General features: G+C 73.4%; 13 protein-coding genes and 1 tRNA gene. 12 read left to right on the top strand and 2 right to left on the bottom strand.

Annotated features, from left to right (window positions below; all coding sequences use genetic code 11):
- Positions 1–127: 127 nt before the first annotated feature.
- Complete coding sequence (locus tag ACIP5K_RS26470) at positions 128–409, top strand: HU family DNA-binding protein (RefSeq protein ID WP_016645140.1); 282 nt, start codon at positions 128–130, stop codon at positions 407–409.
- A 200-nt stretch (positions 410–609) separates the two neighbouring features.
- Here ACIP5K_RS26470 and murA read toward each other — a convergent pair whose 3' ends face one another.
- The gene (murA, locus tag ACIP5K_RS26465) at positions 610–1,956 is read right to left on the bottom strand and encodes a UDP-N-acetylglucosamine 1-carboxyvinyltransferase (RefSeq protein WP_401413334.1); all 1,347 of its coding nucleotides are present in this window, start codon (positions 1,954–1,956) and stop codon (positions 610–612) included.
- Positions 1,957–2,209: 253 nt separating this feature from the next.
- On the opposite strand from murA, the gene ACIP5K_RS26460 reads away from it, so the two are divergent.
- The 10 genes from ACIP5K_RS26460 to ACIP5K_RS26415 all read left to right on the top strand — a co-directional run bounded on the left by ACIP5K_RS26460 (position 2,210) and on the right by ACIP5K_RS26415 (position 13,464).
- Entirely contained in the window at positions 2,210–2,779 is a 570-nt protein-coding gene (locus tag ACIP5K_RS26460; RefSeq protein ID WP_401413332.1) for a YqgE/AlgH family protein, read from the top strand.
- Positions 2,780–2,831: 52 nt separating this feature from the next.
- Positions 2,832–3,125, top strand: coding sequence for a DUF3039 domain-containing protein (locus tag ACIP5K_RS26455; RefSeq protein ID WP_401413330.1), 294 nt, complete (start codon positions 2,832–2,834; stop codon positions 3,123–3,125).
- Positions 3,126–3,297: 172 nt separating this feature from the next.
- The gene (locus ACIP5K_RS26450; protein WP_401413329.1) at positions 3,298–4,599 is read left to right on the top strand and encodes an extracellular solute-binding protein; all 1,302 of its coding nucleotides are present in this window, start codon (positions 3,298–3,300) and stop codon (positions 4,597–4,599) included.
- A complete protein-coding gene (locus ACIP5K_RS26445; protein WP_401413327.1) occupies positions 4,596–5,489 on the top strand; it encodes a carbohydrate ABC transporter permease in 894 nt (297 codons plus the stop codon). Before ACIP5K_RS26450 ends, ACIP5K_RS26445 begins: the two co-directional genes overlap by 4 nt.
- The gene (locus ACIP5K_RS26440; protein WP_401413326.1) at positions 5,486–6,316 is read left to right on the top strand and encodes a carbohydrate ABC transporter permease; all 831 of its coding nucleotides are present in this window, start codon (positions 5,486–5,488) and stop codon (positions 6,314–6,316) included. Before ACIP5K_RS26445 ends, ACIP5K_RS26440 begins: the two co-directional genes overlap by 4 nt.
- A gap of 5 nt (positions 6,317–6,321) precedes the next feature.
- Positions 6,322–7,947, top strand: coding sequence for a beta-N-acetylhexosaminidase (locus ACIP5K_RS26435; RefSeq protein ID WP_401413324.1), 1,626 nt, complete (start codon positions 6,322–6,324; stop codon positions 7,945–7,947).
- A 320-nt stretch (positions 7,948–8,267) separates the two neighbouring features.
- A complete protein-coding gene (locus ACIP5K_RS26430; RefSeq protein WP_401413323.1) occupies positions 8,268–9,164 on the top strand; it encodes an FAD binding domain-containing protein in 897 nt (298 codons plus the stop codon).
- The gene (locus ACIP5K_RS26425; protein ID WP_401413321.1) at positions 9,161–10,951 is read left to right on the top strand and encodes a 2Fe-2S iron-sulfur cluster-binding protein; all 1,791 of its coding nucleotides are present in this window, start codon (positions 9,161–9,163) and stop codon (positions 10,949–10,951) included. Before ACIP5K_RS26430 ends, ACIP5K_RS26425 begins: the two co-directional genes overlap by 4 nt.
- Positions 10,948–13,275, top strand: a complete 2,328-nt coding sequence (locus ACIP5K_RS26420) for a xanthine dehydrogenase family protein molybdopterin-binding subunit (protein ID WP_401413319.1) — start codon at positions 10,948–10,950, stop codon at positions 13,273–13,275. The genes ACIP5K_RS26425 and ACIP5K_RS26420 overlap by 4 nt, the downstream gene beginning before the upstream one ends.
- A 48-nt stretch (positions 13,276–13,323) precedes the next feature.
- Positions 13,324–13,464, top strand: coding sequence for a hypothetical protein (locus ACIP5K_RS26415; protein ID WP_401413318.1), 141 nt, complete (start codon positions 13,324–13,326; stop codon positions 13,462–13,464).
- Between the two features lie 43 nt (positions 13,465–13,507).
- Here the strand turns inward: ACIP5K_RS26415 and ACIP5K_RS26410 are convergent.
- Positions 13,508–13,582 (bottom strand) — tRNA-Cys (locus ACIP5K_RS26410).
- Positions 13,583–13,778: 196 nt separating this feature from the next.
- Here ACIP5K_RS26410 and ACIP5K_RS26405 point away from each other — a divergent pair.
- The gene (locus ACIP5K_RS26405; RefSeq protein WP_401413316.1) at positions 13,779–15,218 is read left to right on the top strand and encodes an MFS transporter; all 1,440 of its coding nucleotides are present in this window, start codon (positions 13,779–13,781) and stop codon (positions 15,216–15,218) included.
- Positions 15,219–15,272: the final 54 nt, after the last annotated feature.

Genomic DNA, 15,272 nt, shown 5'->3' with positions numbered 1-15,272 from the left:
TTCGGACGACGGACCCGGGTCCTGGGCCTGACCGAGACCCTGGCAGCATCGGATTCGTTGTTGCCCAACATGCGGCCTTGCGCCGCGTGGCACGCCTCAACGGCAAGAAGAACACGGGAGTACAAACATGAACCGCAGTGAGCTGGTGGCCGCGCTGGCCGACCGCGCCGAGGTGACTCGCAAGGACGCCGACGCCGTGCTGGCCGCGTTCGCCGAGACCGTCGGCGAGATCGTTGCCAAGGGCGACGAGAAGGTCACCATCCCCGGCTTCCTGACCTTCGAGCGCACGCACCGTGCCGCTCGCACCGCGCGCAACCCGCAGACCGGCGAGCCGATCAACATTCCGGCCGGTTACAGCGTCAAGGTTTCCGCGGGCTCCAAGCTCAAGGAAGCCGCCAAGGGCAAGTAGTCCTCGGCGATCTTCGGCGGGCGGTCATCCGGGGTTCCGGATGACCGCCCGCCGGTTTCTGCCGGGCCGCCCGGCCGTGGACGGCCCGTGGACGGCCGGGAGGGCCCCTGTGGGAGCCTCTGAGCCGCCCGTACGCCGATGGGGCCCACCCGGAAGATCCGGGTGGGCCCCATCGGCGTACGGGCGGGCAGGGGCGGCGGCTAGCCGAGCGCCTTGCCCGGGAGCTCGACCTTGGCGCCGAGCTCCACGAGCTTCTCCATGAAGTTCTCGTAGCCGCGGTTGATGAGGTCGATGCCGTGGACCCGGGAGGTGCCCTGGGCGGCCAGCGCCGCGATCAGGTACGAGAAGCCGCCGCGCAGGTCGGGGATGACCAGGTCGGCGCCCTCCAGCTTGGTGGGCCCGGAGACGACGGCGGAGTGCAGGAAGTTGCGCTGGCCGAAGCGGCAGTCCGAGCCGCCCAGGCACTCGCGGTAGAGCTGGATGTGCGCGCCCATCTGGTTGAGCGCGGAGGTGAACCCGAGCCGCGACTCGTAGACCGTCTCGTGGACGATCGACAGGCCCGTGGCCTGCGTGAGGGCCACGACGAGCGGCTGCTGCCAGTCGGTCTGGAAGCCGGGGTGGACGTCCGTCTCCAGGGCGATCGACTTGAGCTGGCCGCCGGGGTGCCAGAAGCGGATGCCCTCGTCGTCGATCTCGAAGGCGCCGCCGACCTTGCGGTAGGTGTTCAGGAACGTCATCATCGAGCGCTGCTGGGCGCCGCGGACGTAGATGTCGCCCTCGGTGGCGAGCGCCGCGGAGGCCCAGGAGGCGGCTTCCAGGCGGTCGGAGAGCGCGCGGTGCGTGTAGCCGCCGAGCGTGTCGACACCCGTGATGCGGATGGTGCGGTCGGTGTCCATCGCGATGATTGCGCCCATTTTCTGCAGGACGCAGATCAGGTCCTCGATCTCCGGCTCCACCGCCGCGTTCGACAGCTCGGTGACGCCCTCGGCGAGGACGGCCGTGAGCAGGACCTGCTCGGTGGCGCCCACGGAGGGGTAGGGGAGGCGGATCTTGGTGCCGCGCAGCCGCTGTGGGGCCTCCAGGTACTGGCCGTCGGCGCGCTTCTCGATGGTGGCGCCGAACTGCCGCAGCACCTCGAAGTGGAAGTCGATCGGCCGGCCGCCGATGTCGCAGCCGCCCAGGCCCGGGATGAACGCGTGGCCGAGGCGGTGCAGCAGCGGGCCGCACAGCAGGATCGGGATGCGCGACGAGCCCGCGTGCGCGTCGATGTCGGCGACGTTGGCCGACTCCACGTGCGAGGGGTCCATCACCAGCTCGCCCGGCTCCTCACCGGGGCGGACCGTCACGCCGTGCAGCTGGAGCAGCCCGCGTACGACACGCACGTCGCGGATGTCGGGGACATTGCGCAGCCGGCTCGGAGCGCTGCCGAGCAGCGCCGCGACCATGGCCTTGGGCACGAGGTTCTTCGCGCCGCGGACACGGATCTCGCCCTCCAGCGGGGTTCCGCCGTGGACAAGCAGTACGTCGTCAATGCCGGTGACGGTCATGAATCTCGCGTTCCGATGAGGGTGGGCAGGGGACCAAGGGACAAGCGTAAGGGCCGCTCGCCCCTGTTCCGTATGCCCGCTGCGGGGCGGAAGCGTCATGACTTCGCTACAACACGAAAAGTTCTTAAACGGACACAAGGGGTGACGGGCGCCGCCGACGCACCCCCTCCGCCTCCCCGCGCGCCGACCTGCGCGCATACGGGAGTTGCGGACGCCTCCCCCTACGGCGCGAAGATGCGGGATCATGTCTGGCATGACCGAGGTGTCCTCGCTCACAGGGCGGCTGCTCGTGGCCACACCCGCCCTCGCGGACCCGAATTTCGACCGGGCGGTCGTGCTGCTTCTCGACCACGACGAGAAGGGCTCGCTCGGTGTCGTCCTGAACCGGCCGACGCCGGTGGACGTCGGCGACATCCTGGAGGGCTGGGGCGAGCTGGCCGGCGAGCCGGGCGTCGTCTTCCAGGGCGGTCCGGTCTCCCTCGACTCGGCGCTCGGCGTCGCGGTGATCCCCGGTGGCCCGGCGGCGGACGGCCCGCTCGGCTGGCGCCGGGTGCACGGCGCGATCGGCCTCGTCGACCTGGAGACGCCGCCGGAGCTGCTCGCGGCGGCGCTCGGCTCGCTGCGGATCTTCGCGGGGTACGCGGGCTGGGGGCCCGGCCAGTTGCAGGACGAGCTGACCGAGGGCGCCTGGTACGTCGTCGAGTCGGAGCCCGGGGACGTCTCCGCCACCCGCCCGCAGGGGCTGTGGCGGGCGGTGCTGCGGCGCCAGCGCAGCGAGCTGGCGATGGTGGCGACCTATCCCGACGATCCCTCGCTCAACTGACCGCTCCGCCGGCTCTTCGTCGACGGCGCGCGCTTCAGTACCCTTGGCGGTTATGAGCACTCTTGAGCCCGAGCGCGGGACAGGTACGGGGACCCTCGTAGAGCCGACGCCGCAGACGTCGCACGGCGACGGCGACCACGAGCGCTTCGCCCACTACGTCCAGAAGGACAAGATCATGGCGAGCGCGCTGGAAGGCACGCCCGTCGTGGCCCTCTGCGGCAAGGTGTGGGTGCCGGGCCGGGACCCCAAGAAGTACCCCGTGTGCCCCATGTGCAAGGAGATCTACGAGTCCATGGGCGCGGGCGGCGACAAGGACAAGGGCAAGGACGGCGGCGGCAAGAACTAGCTCCTCCCTCCTCCGTCGGCGAGGCCCCCGGTGTGCGGTGACGCACGCCGGGGGCCTCTGTGTTGCCCGTAAACCATTGCGCTCAATGGTCCAGTCCTTCTAGCCTCCGTCCTGTTGTGCACAGCGAAACAACCATTGCGTATGTTGCAACGACACTTCGGAGGCGTTTCCGATGAAGCCCCTTGCCCGAACAGCCCTTCCGCTCACCGCCCTCGTGCTCGCCGCCACCGCCGCGTGCGCCCCCGGCACGTCCGGCGGCGGCGACTCCGCGCAGGACGACAAGAGCGGCACGCTGCGCGTCTGGCTCTTCCAGGAGGTCAACAACGGCCCCAAGAAGAAAGTCATGGACGCGGCCGTCGACACCTTCGAGAAGGCGCACGACGGCGCGAAGGTGAAGATCGAGTACATCCCCGTCGAGACCCGCGCCGAGAAGATCAAGGCCGCCTTCAACGACCCGAAGAGCGCCCCCGACGTCATCGAGTACGGCAACACGGACACCGCCGGATACGTGAAGGACGGCGGACTCGCCGACGTGACGAAGGAGTTCGGGGCCTGGCGGGAGGCTGCCGACACCGACCCGACCGCCAAGGAGTCGGTGACCGTCGACGGGAAGATCTACGGCGCCCCCTACTTCGTCGGCGTCCGCGCGCTGTACTACCGCACCGACGTCTTCAAGGACCTCGGCGTCGACGTCCCCAAGACCCAGGCCGAACTCGTCGCCACCGCCAAGAAGATCCACAAGGCGAAGCCCGACCTCTACGGGCTCGCGGTCGGCGGCGCCTACACCTACGGCGCGATGCCGTTCATCTGGGCCAACGGCGGCGAACTCGCCGAGAAGAAGGGCGGCGCCTACACCGCGGCCATCGACAGCCCGGCCGCGCGCAAGGGCATCAAGGCGTACACCTCGCTCTTCGGCGACACCAACTGCCCCGCCGCCAAGTGCGCCGCGATGGGCGGCAACGACACCGTCACCGCCTTCGCCTCCGGCAAGGCCGCCATGGCGATCGGCGGCGACTTCAGCCACCAGGCCATGGAGGACGGCGCGGTGAAGGGCAAGTACGCCGTCGTGCCGCTGCCGGGCGTGCGGCGGGGCACCGTCGCGCCCGCCTTCGCCGGCGGCAACAACATCGGCGTCCTGAAGAGCACCTCGCACCGCACGCTCGCCGTCGACCTCATGAAGCGGCTCGCGGGCAAGGACGCCCAGCGCGCCCTCTTCTCCGGGATGGGCTTCCTGCCCACCTACACCGACGTACGCCAGGACATCGCCGAGGAGGAGCCGTTCGTCGCGCCCTTCGTGAAGACCCTCGGCGCGGGCGCGAAGTTCGTGCCCGCCTCGCCCGGCTGGGCGCAGATCGACGCCTCCCAGGTCCTGCCCACCATGTTCCAGGAGATCGTCAGCGGCCGTAAGGACGTCGCGGCGGCCTCCGGGGACGCCGCGAAGAAGATGGACGCCGCGTTCGGGGCCGCCGGGTGAGCTCCCTGCACGCGCGGGGCGGGCGGTGGACGCCCTGGCTCTATCTCGCCCCCGCCCTGGTCCTGCTGGGCGCACTGCTCGTCTACCCGATCTACCAGCTCGGCCTGATCTCCTTCCTGGAGTACACCCAGGCCCAGGTCAGCGGCGGCGCCCCCACCACCTTCCGGGGCCTCGGCAACTACCAGGAGCTCTTCGCCGACCGCCAGTTCTGGCAGGTGCTGCTCGCCACCGTGCTGTTCGCCGCGGCCTGCGTCGTCTCCACCCTGCTGGTGGGCTGCGCGCTGGCCGTGCTGCTCACCCGGGTGCGGGCCGTGCCCCGGCTCGCGCTGATGCTGGCCGCGCTCGGCGCCTGGGCCACCCCGGCGATCACCGGGTCCACCGTCTGGATGTTCCTCTTCGACGCCGACTTCGGCCCGGTCAACAAGGTCCTCGGGCTCGGCGACTTCTCGTGGACGTACGGCCGCTACAGCGCCTTCGCGCTGGTCCTGCTCGAAGTGGTCTGGTGCTCCTTCCCGTTCGTCATGGTCACCGTGTACGCCGGTATCCGCGCCATCCCGGGGGAGGTGCTGGAGGCGGCCTCCCTCGACGGCGCCTCCCAGTGGCGGACCTGGCGCTCCGTCACCGCGCCGATGCTGCGCCCGATCCTCGTCGTCGTCACCATCCAGTCCGTCATCTGGGACTTCAAGGTCTTCACCCAGATCTACGTGATGACGGGCGGCGGCGGCATCGCGGGCCAGAACCTCGTCCTGAACGTGTACGCGTACCAGAAGGCGTTCGCCGGCAGCGAGTACAGCCTCGGCTCGGCCATCGGCGTCGTGATGCTCGTCATCCTGCTCGTGGTCACGCTCGTCTATCTGCGGCTGATGCGCCGGGAGGGCAGGGAACTGTGAGAATCCGACGGCCCTGGCGGCTCGCCGCCGAGACGTCCGCGCTGCTGATCGCGCTCGTCGTCGCCTTCCCCCTCTATTGGATGGTGCTCAGCGCCCTCAAACCGGCCGGGGAGATCGAATCGACCCGGCCGCGCCCCTGGACGCTCGATCCGTCGCTCGACTCCTTCCGCCGCGTGTTCCAACAGCAGGAATTCGGCCGCTACTTCGTCAACAGCCTGATCGTGGCGGGCACGGTCGTGGTGATCTCGGCGCTCGTCGCGTTTCTCGCCGCGACGGCGGTGACCCGTTTCCGATTCCGGTTCCGCACGACGCTGCTCATCATGTTCCTCGTCGCGCAGATGGTGCCGGTCGAGGCCCTGACCATTCCGCTGTTCTTCCTCATGCGGGACTTCGGGCAGCTCAACACGCTCGGCTCGCTGATCCTGCCGCACCTCGCGTTCTCGCTGCCGTTCGCGATCTGGATGCTGCGCGGATTCGTGAAAGCCGTGCCCGAGGCGCTGGAGGAGGCCGCCCACCTGGACGGCGCGAGCCGTTCCCGCTTCCTGTGGCAGATCCTTTTCCCCCTGGTCTTCCCCGGCCTGGTGGCGACGAGCGTCTTCTCCTTCATCTCCACCTGGAACGACTTCCTGTTCGCGAAGTCGTTCATCATCAGCGACACCTCCCAGTCGACGCTTCCGATGGCCCTGCTCGTCTTCTTCAAACCGGACGAGAACGACTGGGGCGGAATCATGGCAGCGTCGACCGTGATGACCATTCCGGTACTGGTCTTCTTCGTACTCGTACAGCGGCGCCTGGTGTCCGGGCTCGGCGGCGCGGTTAAGGACTGAGTTTCATGGATCTGATTCCGGCCCCCCGAGCGGTGGCCAGCTACGGCGACCAGTACCTCGCCGTCGGCGACGGCACCGGGATCGCCGCCGGGGCGGGCACCGAGGACACCGCCCGCTGGCTGCGCGCCACGGTCGGCGCCGCGACCGGCCTGTCCCTGCCCGCCCGGGACCCCGGCGACGGCGCCGGTGACGGCGACCTCATCCGGCTGTCCGTCGACGGCGCACTCCCGGCGGAGGGCTACCGGCTCGCGGTCACCCCGCGCGGCGTCGACCTGCGGGGCGGCTCGCCCGCCGGGGTGTTCTGGGGCGCCCAGACCCTGCGCCAGCTGCTCGGCCCGGACGCCTTCCGGCGCGCGCCGCTGCCGGGCCGCGTCTGGCGGCTGCCGCTGACCGACATCGAGGACGCGCCCCGCTTCGGCTGGCGCGGCGCGATGCTCGACGTGGCCCGCCACTTCATGCCCAAGGACGGCGTCCTGCGCTTCCTCGACCTGCTGGCCGCGCACAAGCTGAACGTCTTCCACTTCCACCTCAGCGACGACCAGGGCTGGCGCGTCGAGATCAAGCGCCACCCCCGGCTCACCGAGGACGGCTCCTGGCGGACCCGGACCAAGTACGGCCACCGGGCCTCGGAGCTGTGGGAGGACAAGCCGCACGGCGGGTTCTACACCCAGGACGACATCCGCGAGATCGTCGCCTACGCGCACGCCCGGCACATCGCCGTCGTGCCGGAGATCGACATCCCGGGGCACTCGCAGGCCGCCATCCACGCCTATCCCGAACTCGGCAACACCGACGTCGTCGACACGGCCGCCCTGCCCGTCTGGGACACCTGGGGCGTCAACCCCAACGTCCTGGCCCCGACCGAGCGGACCCTGCGCTTCTACGAGGGCGTCTTCGAGGAGATCCTGGAGCTGTTCCCCTCCACCTTCGTCCACGTCGGCGGCGACGAGTGCCCCAAGGAGCAGTGGAAGGCCTCGCCCGCCGCGCAGGCCCGGATCGCCGAACTCGGCCTGAAGGACGAGGACGAGCTCCAGTCCTGGTTCATCCGGCACTTCGACACCTGGCTGAGCGAGCGCGGCCGCCGGCTCGTCGGCTGGGACGAGATCCTGGAGGGCGGGCTCGCCCCGGGCGCGACGGTCTCCTCGTGGCGCGGCTACGAGGGCGGGATCACCGCCGCCCGCGCCGGCCACGACGTCGTCATGTGCCCGCTCCAGCAGGTCTACCTGGACTACCGGCAGTCCGACGGCGCCGACGAACCCGTGCCCATCGCGTACGTGCGCACCCTGGAGGACGTCTACCGCTTCGAGCCGGTTCCGCCGCAGCTCACCGAGGACGAGGCCCGCCATGTCCTGGGCACCCAGGCCAACCTGTGGACCGAGGTGACGGAGAACGCCCAGCGCGTCGACTACCAGGCCTTCCCCCGGCTGTCCGCCTTCAGCGAGGTGGCCTGGAGCGCACTGCCCGGGCCGGCCGAGCGCGACTACGCGGACTTCGAGCGCCGGATGACCGCCCACTACCGCCGACTTGACGCCCTGGGCGTCGACTACCGGCGCCCCGAGGGCCCGTTGCCGTGGCAGCGGCGCCCCGGCGTGCTCGGCCGGCCGCTCGAAGGGGAGCCGCCGAACGTGTGAGCCGGACCGCCTCACCCGCCGCCCGCGCGGGTGAGGCACCCGCACGAGGACGCCCCATATGTCACCGAAGAGTGCCAATTCGTGCGCACGGGTGATGTGCTGCCATTTCAGTCATCTCCCAGGTGGAAGGGGCGAATGCCTCCTACCGGACCCCCTCTCCGGGCTCCGGGGAAGATGTGCCAGAGTTGCCACGTCCGGCCTGTCAGCACGTACCGTACGGCGGAACAGGCGTAACGGCGGGAACGGCGGTCGCACGCGGACCACGCGGGGACCGGCGCGCCGCCCGGCGCGCGGCCGGACATCGGGAAGGGGCAGCCGGTTTGACCACGCACGCACCGCAGGCGACACAGGCCGCGGTACTTCCGGGTTCGCTGGACGAGGCGGTCGCGGCGCTCGCCGCCATGCCCGCGGCCGTCCCCGTGGCCGGCGGCACCGACCTCATGGCGCAGGTCAACGCGGGTCAACTCCGCCCGGCCGCGCTGGTCGGCCTCGGCCGGATCAGCGAGATCCGCGGCTGGCAGTACCAGGACGGGCACGCGCTGCTCGGCGCCGGTCTGACCCACGCGCGCATGGGCCGCCCCGACTTCGCCGCGCTCATCCCGGCCCTCGCCGCGTCCGCCCGCGCCGCGGGCCCGCCGCAGATCCGCAACGCGGGCACGCTCGGCGGGAACATCGCCTCGGCCGCCCCGACCAACGACGCGCTGCCCGTACTGGCCGCCCTCGAAGCCACGTTGATCATCGCGGGGCCCGGCGGCGCGCGCCGCGAGGTGCCCGTGTCGCACCTGCTCGCGGGCATGGAGGTGCTCCGGCCCGGCGAGCTGATCGGCTTCGTGCGGGTGCCGCTGCTGCACGCCCCGCAGGTGTTCCTGAAGGCGACCGGGCGGACCGGCCCCGGCCGGGCGACCGCCTCGGTCGCGCTCGTCCTCGACCCGGCCCGGCGCGGGGTGCGCTGCGCGGTCGGCGCCATCGCGCCGATGCCGCTGCGCCCGCTGGAGGCCGAGCAGTGGGTGGCCTCGCTCATCGACTGGGACGGCGAGCGCGGCGCGCTCGTGCCGGAGGCGGTCCAGGCGTTCGGCGAGTACGTCGCCGCGGCCTGCATCCCGGACCCGGCGCCGGCCCCGGACGGCACGCGGGAGGCGCTGCCGCCCGCCGTACTGCACCTGCGGCGCACCGTCGCCGCGCTGGCCCGACGGGCACTCGGGAGGGCGCTGTCGTGACGAACGAGTACCCCGGACCCGACGAGGGCGACGGCTGGCAGCCACTGCCGCGGGGCGAGTACGACTCCGACGCCACGGCCTTCGTGCAACTGCCCCCCGACAGCTTCCCGGACGCGCCGCTGGCCGCGCCCGGCCACGGGTACGTCCCGCCGCAGATAACGGTCGGCCCGGCCACCGGCGCCGCCGCCACCGACCCGGCGGCGACCGGCGTGTGGGTGCTGCCGCCCGGCCTGACCGGCGTCGCCCCGCAGCAGTCCGACCCGCAGCAGTCCGACCCGCGGCATCCCGACCCGCAGCAGTCCGCCGGGAGCCGGGACGTCAGCTGGCCCGAGGCGAACCGGGACCCGTACGGGAGCGGCGCCGCCGGGGCCGCGCAGGGGGCCACCGGCCAGTGGTCGATCCCCCTCGCGGGCGGTGAGATCCCCGACGACTCGGGGGAGTTCACGACGTCGGCGCCGGCCTCCCGGTGGGGGGACCGGACGCCGCCCGCGACGCTGCCGGGCGGCGCGCCCGCACCGTGGGCGACGCAGGAGTGGGCCGCCGAGGCGCCGCCCGCACCGCTTCCCGACCACGCGCCGCGTCCCGACCACGCACCCCTTCCCGACCACGCACCGCGTCCCGACCACGCACCCCTTCCCGACCACGCACCGCGTCCCGACCACGCACCGGGTCCCGACCACGATTCGTTCACCGGCCACGAGCAGTTCCCCGACCGCGAGCAGTTCCCCGGCGCCGGGCCGCTTCCGGACGCCGCGCAGCTGCTCGACCGCGGGCCGCTCGCCGGCCCCGGCCCGCTGCCGGAGCCCGTCGAGCGGGCCGAACCCGCCGTGCTGCCCGAGCCGCGGGCGCCGGAGCCGCAGGTGTCCGCCCGGGCGTGGGTCCAGGAGGCGCCCGAGGCCGTCGCCGACGAGCCGGAGCCGGAGCCGGACCCGCAGCCGGACCCGCAGCCGGAGGCCGCGCCCGAGCCGGTCGCCGACGAGCGGCCCGCGCCCGACGGACCGGCCGAGCCCGCCGCCGAACCATCCGGGCCCGCGGCCGAGGAGCCGGAGCCGGTCGCCGACGGGCGGACCGGCACGGACCGGCCCGAACCGGCCGCCGAGCCCGCGCCCACGCCCGAGCCCGCGGCCGAACCGGAGCCGGAGGCCGGGCCCGAGCCGGCCGCCGCACCCCTGCCCCTCCACGACGACCACCCCCTCGCCAGCTACGTCCTGCGGGTCAACGGCGCCGACCGCCCCGTCACGGACGCCTGGATCGGCGAGTCGCTGCTGTACGTGCTGCGCGAGCGCCTCGGCCTCGCAGGCGCCAAGGACGGCTGCTCGCAGGGCGAGTGCGGCGCCTGCAACGTCCAGGTGGACGGCCGGCTCGTCGCCTCCTGCCTGGTCCCGGCGGCGACGGCGGCGGGCAGCGACGTCCGGACCGTCGAGGGCCTCGCCGAGGAGGGCCGCCCCTCCGACGTGCAGCGCGCGCTGGCCGCGTGCGGCGCCGTCCAGTGCGGGTTCTGCGTCCCCGGCATGGCGATGACGGTGCACGACCTGCTGGAGGGCAATCCGGACCCCACCGATCTGGAGGCCCGCAAGGCGCTGTGCGGCAACCTGTGCCGCTGCTCCGGCTATCGCGGCGTCCTGGACGCGGTGCGCGAGGTGGCGGCCGAGCGCCGGGCGTCCCGCGCGGCGGCGGCCGAGCAGGGCGAGCCGGGCGAGCGGACCGAGGACGGCGAGGAGCCCCGCATCCCGCGGCAGGCGGGACCGGCCAGTGGTGACCTGTTCCAGGACGGAGGCCAGGCGTGACGAACGAGACCACCGAGGCCCCTGCGGGCCTGACCCCCGAGGCGGAGGGGATCCCGCACGGCCTGGGCACCACCCTGCCCTCCGCGGAGGCCAGAGCGAAGGCGGAGGGCACCTTCCCCTACGCCGCCGACCTGTGGGCCGAAGGGCTCCTGTGGGCGGCGGTGCTGCGTTCGCCGCACGCGCACGCGCGCGTGGTCTCCATCGACACCTCCCACGCGCGCGAGATGCCCGGCGTGCGCGCGGTCGTCACCCACGAGGACGTGCCCGGCGGCCCGCCGGCCGGCCACCGCACCGCCGACCGCCCGGTCTTCGCCGCCGACGTCGTCCGGCACCACGGCGAGGCGCTCGCGGCGGTGGCGGCGGACCACCCGGACACCGCGCGGATGGCCGCCGCGGCGATCATCGTCGAGTACGAGGTCCTCGAACCGGTCACGGACCCCGAGCAGTCCTTCGGCGCCGAGCCGCTGCACCCCGACGGCAATCTGGTCCGGCACATCCCGCTCAGCCACGGCGACACCGAGACGCAGGGCGAGGTGATCGTGGAGGGCCTGTACCGCATCGGCCGCCAGGACCCGGCGCCGATCGGCGCCGAGGCGGGGCTCGCCGTGCCGCGCCCCGACGGCGGCGTCGAGCTGTACATCGCCTCGAACGACCCGCACGGCGACCGCGACGCGGCGGCCGCCCGCTACGGCCTGGAGCCGGAGCGCGTCAAGGTCGTCGTCACCGGCGTGCCCGGCGCGACCGGCGACCGCGAGGACCCGAGCTTCCACCTCCCGCTGGGCCTGCTGGCCCTGCACACGGGCTGCCCGGTCAAGCTGACGGCGAGCCGCGAGGAGTCCTTCCTCGGCCACCCGCACCGCCACCCGACCCTCCTGAGATACCGCCACCACGCCGACGCCGAGGGCAGGCTGGTGAAGGTGGAGGCGCAGATCCTGCTGGACGCGGGCGCCTACGCCGACACCTCGTCCGACGCGCTCGCGGCGGCCGTCGCCTTCGCCTGCGGCCCCTACGTCGTGCCGCACGCCTCGATCGAGGGCTGGGCGGTGCGCACCAACAACCCGCCCTCCGGGCACGTCCGGGGCGAGGGCGCGATGCAGGTCTGCGCCGCGTACGAGGCCCAGATGGACAAGCTGGCGAAGAAGCTCGGCGTCGACCCGGCCGAGCTGCGCATGCGCAACGTGCTGGCGACTGGCGACGTGCTGCCCACCGGCCAGACCGTGACCTGCCCCGCGCCGGTCGCCGAACTCCTCGACGCCGTACGGGAGTTCCCGCTCCCGGCGCTGCCCAAGGACACCCCGGAGGAGGACTGGCTGCTGCCCGGCGGGCCCGAGGGCGCGGGGGAGCCCGGCGCCGTCCGGCGCGGGGTCGGCTACGGCATCGGCATGGTCCACATGCTCGGCGCCGAGGGCGCCGACGAGGTCTCCACCGCCACGGTCAAGGTCCACGACGGCGTCGCCACGGTCATCTGCGCCGCCGTCGAGACCGGCCAGGGCTTCGCGACGCTGGCCCGCCAGATCGTCCAGGACACGCTCGGCGTCGACGAGGTGCACGTCGCCCCCGTCGACACGGACCAGCCGCCGGCCGGGCCCGGCTGCCGGGGCCGGCACACCTGGGTCTCGGGCGGCGCCGTCGAACGCGCCGCGAAGATGGTCCGCACCCAGCTCCTGCAACCGCTGGCCCACAAGTTCGGCATGTCCACGGAGCTGCTCCAGATCGCCGACGGCAAGATCACCTCCTACGACGGCGTGCTGTCCACCACGGTCGAGGAGGCCATGGACGGCAAGGAGCTGTGGGCGACGGCCCAGTGCCGCCCGCACCCGACGGAGCCGCTGGACGCGCAGGGCCAGGGCGACGCCTTCGTGGGGCTCGCCTTCTGCGCGATCCGCGCGGTCGTGGACGTCGACATCGAGATCGGTTCCGTACGGGTCGTGGAGCTGGCGGTGGCGCAGGACGTCGGCCGCGTCCTGAACCCCGGGCAGCTCGCCGCCCGCATCGAGGCCGGGGTCACGCAGGGCGTGGGCGCCGCCCTCACCGAGAACCTGCGCACCCCGAAGGGCATCGTGCGCCGCCCCGACCTGACGGGCTACGCGCTGCCCACCTCTCTGGACGCCCCGGACATCCGGATCGTGAAGCTCGTGGAGGAGCGCGACGTGGTGGCCCCCTTCGGGGCGAAGGCGGCCGGCGCGGCGCCGGTCGTGGCGTCCCCCGCGGCGGTGGCCTCGGCGGTGCGCGCGGCGACGGGCCGCCCCGTCAACCGCCTGCCGATCCGCCCGCAGGCGGCCGTGGTGACCCCGGACCCGGCGCCGGTCATGGAGCCCCAGTAGCGGGTGCCCGGTGCCGGCCCGCTCCGGGCGGGGTCCTACGGTGGAGCCATGCCATCCGACCCGGATCCGGAGCAGCCCAGGTCCTACGAACCGGCCCCCTCGGCGGGAAAGCTGTTCCTCTTCGTGCTCGCGTTCGTCGCCTTCGCGATCGTCGTCGTGGGCGGCGGCGTGCTCCTCGTCACGGGCTGAGCACGCGAGGACCCCGGCGCCCTGAGGGCTGACGGGGTCCCGGTGGAGGCCGTAACCGGAATCGAACCGGTGTGCTTCGCTTTGCAGGCGAATCCCTAAGCCACTCGGGCATACGGCCAAGCTGTTGCTGCTGTCCCCGACCGTAGGCGCTGCTCCCGCGGGCCTCAAGGGTTCCGGCCGCCCCGCAACGGGACCGCCACACGCCGTTCATGAACGCGCGGGCCGCGGGACCCGGGGTCGTACGACCAAGGGACCAGGGGATGCCCGACTCCGGACAGGGGTCAAGGTCGCCCACGCCCCTTACGCTGAGCGGCATGACCGCCCTCGACGACGCCGACACCGCCGCCCCGGCCACCCAGGCCCCCGCCCCCGACGGGGGCGTTCTCGGGCACGGGTACCGGGCGCTGAGCATCGGCATCGTCACCGTCGTCGTGCTCATCGCCTTCGAGGCGACCGCCGTCGGCACCGCGATGCCGGTCGCCGCGCGGGACCTGGACGGGGTGCCGCTGTACGCGTTCGCCTTCTCCGCGTACTTCACCACCAGCCTCTTCGGCATGGTCCTCGCGGGGCGGTGGGCCGACCGGCGCGGGCCGCTCGGGCCCGTCGGCGCCGGGATCGGCGCGTTCGCGGCGGGACTGCTGCTGGCCGGGACCGCGACGAACATGTGGACGTTCATCGCGGGCCGCGCCGTGCAGGGCCTCGGCGGCGGGCTCGTCATCGTCGCGCTGTACGTCGTCGTCAGCCGCGCCTACCCGGCACGGCTGCGCCCCGCGATCCTGGCGGCGTTCGCGGCGGCCTGGGTCGTGCCGTCCGTCGTGGGGCCGCTGGCCGCCGGGGCCGTCACCGAGCACCTCGGCTGGCGCTGGGTCTTCCTCGGCATCCCGGTCCTGGTCCTGCCGCCGCTCGGCCTGGCGCTGCCACAGATCCGGCGGCAGGCGGGCGGCCCCCCGCGGGGCGGCGCGCCCGAGCCGACCGGGCGGCGCCGGATCGTGCTCGCGCTGGGCATCTCGGCGGGCGCCGCACTGCTCCAGTACGCGGCCCAGGACCTGCGCCCGCCCGCCCTGCTGCCCGCCGCCGCGGGCGCCGCCCTCCTCGTGCCGTCCGTGCTCGGCCTGCTGCCGCGCGGCACCTGCCGGGCCGCGCGCGGACTGCCGTCCGTGGTGCTGCTGCGCGGCATCGCGGCGGGCTCGTTCATCGCGGCGGAGTCGTTCGTGCCGCTGATGCTCGTCACCCAGCGGGGCGTGTCGCCGACGATGGCCGGGTTCTCCCTCGCCGCGGGCGGCGCCACCTGGGCGATCGGCTCATGGGCGCAGTCCCGGCCCCGCATGGAGCCCCACCGCGAGCGCCTGGCGGCCGCCGGCATGGTGCTGGTCGCCGCCGCCATCGCCACCGTGCCGCTGGTGCTGCTCGACGGCGTCCCGGTCTGGCTGGCCGCCGTGGCCTGGGCGTACGGCTGCCTGGGCATGGGCGTCGTGACCTCGGCCACCAGCGTGCTGCTGCTCCAGCTGTCCGCTCCCGAGGAGGCGGGCACGAACTCCGCCGCCCTCCAGATCTCCGACGGCCTCTCCAACGCCCTGCTGCTCGCCGCGGGCGGCGCCGCCTTCGCGGCGCTCGGCGGGGGAGCGGTCGGCCACGGGACGGTCGGGGGCGCGGGCGGCGCGCACCCGGCCGCGTTCGTCGCCGTGTTCCTGCCGATGGCGGCCGTCGCGCTGATCGGCGTAGGGGTGGCGACCCGGCTGCGGGCGTCTCGGTGACGCCCTCCTGACTACCGGTGAAATGCGGGGAGTTGATCTGTGACACACATCGCA

Source organism: Streptomyces sp. NPDC088785 (assembly GCF_044750685.1).
In the GTDB taxonomy this organism is placed as follows: domain Bacteria; phylum Actinomycetota; class Actinomycetes; order Streptomycetales; family Streptomycetaceae; genus Streptomyces.
The sequence above is the reverse complement of the archived record's forward strand: the minus strand, read 5'-3'. Positions and strand labels throughout refer to the sequence as shown.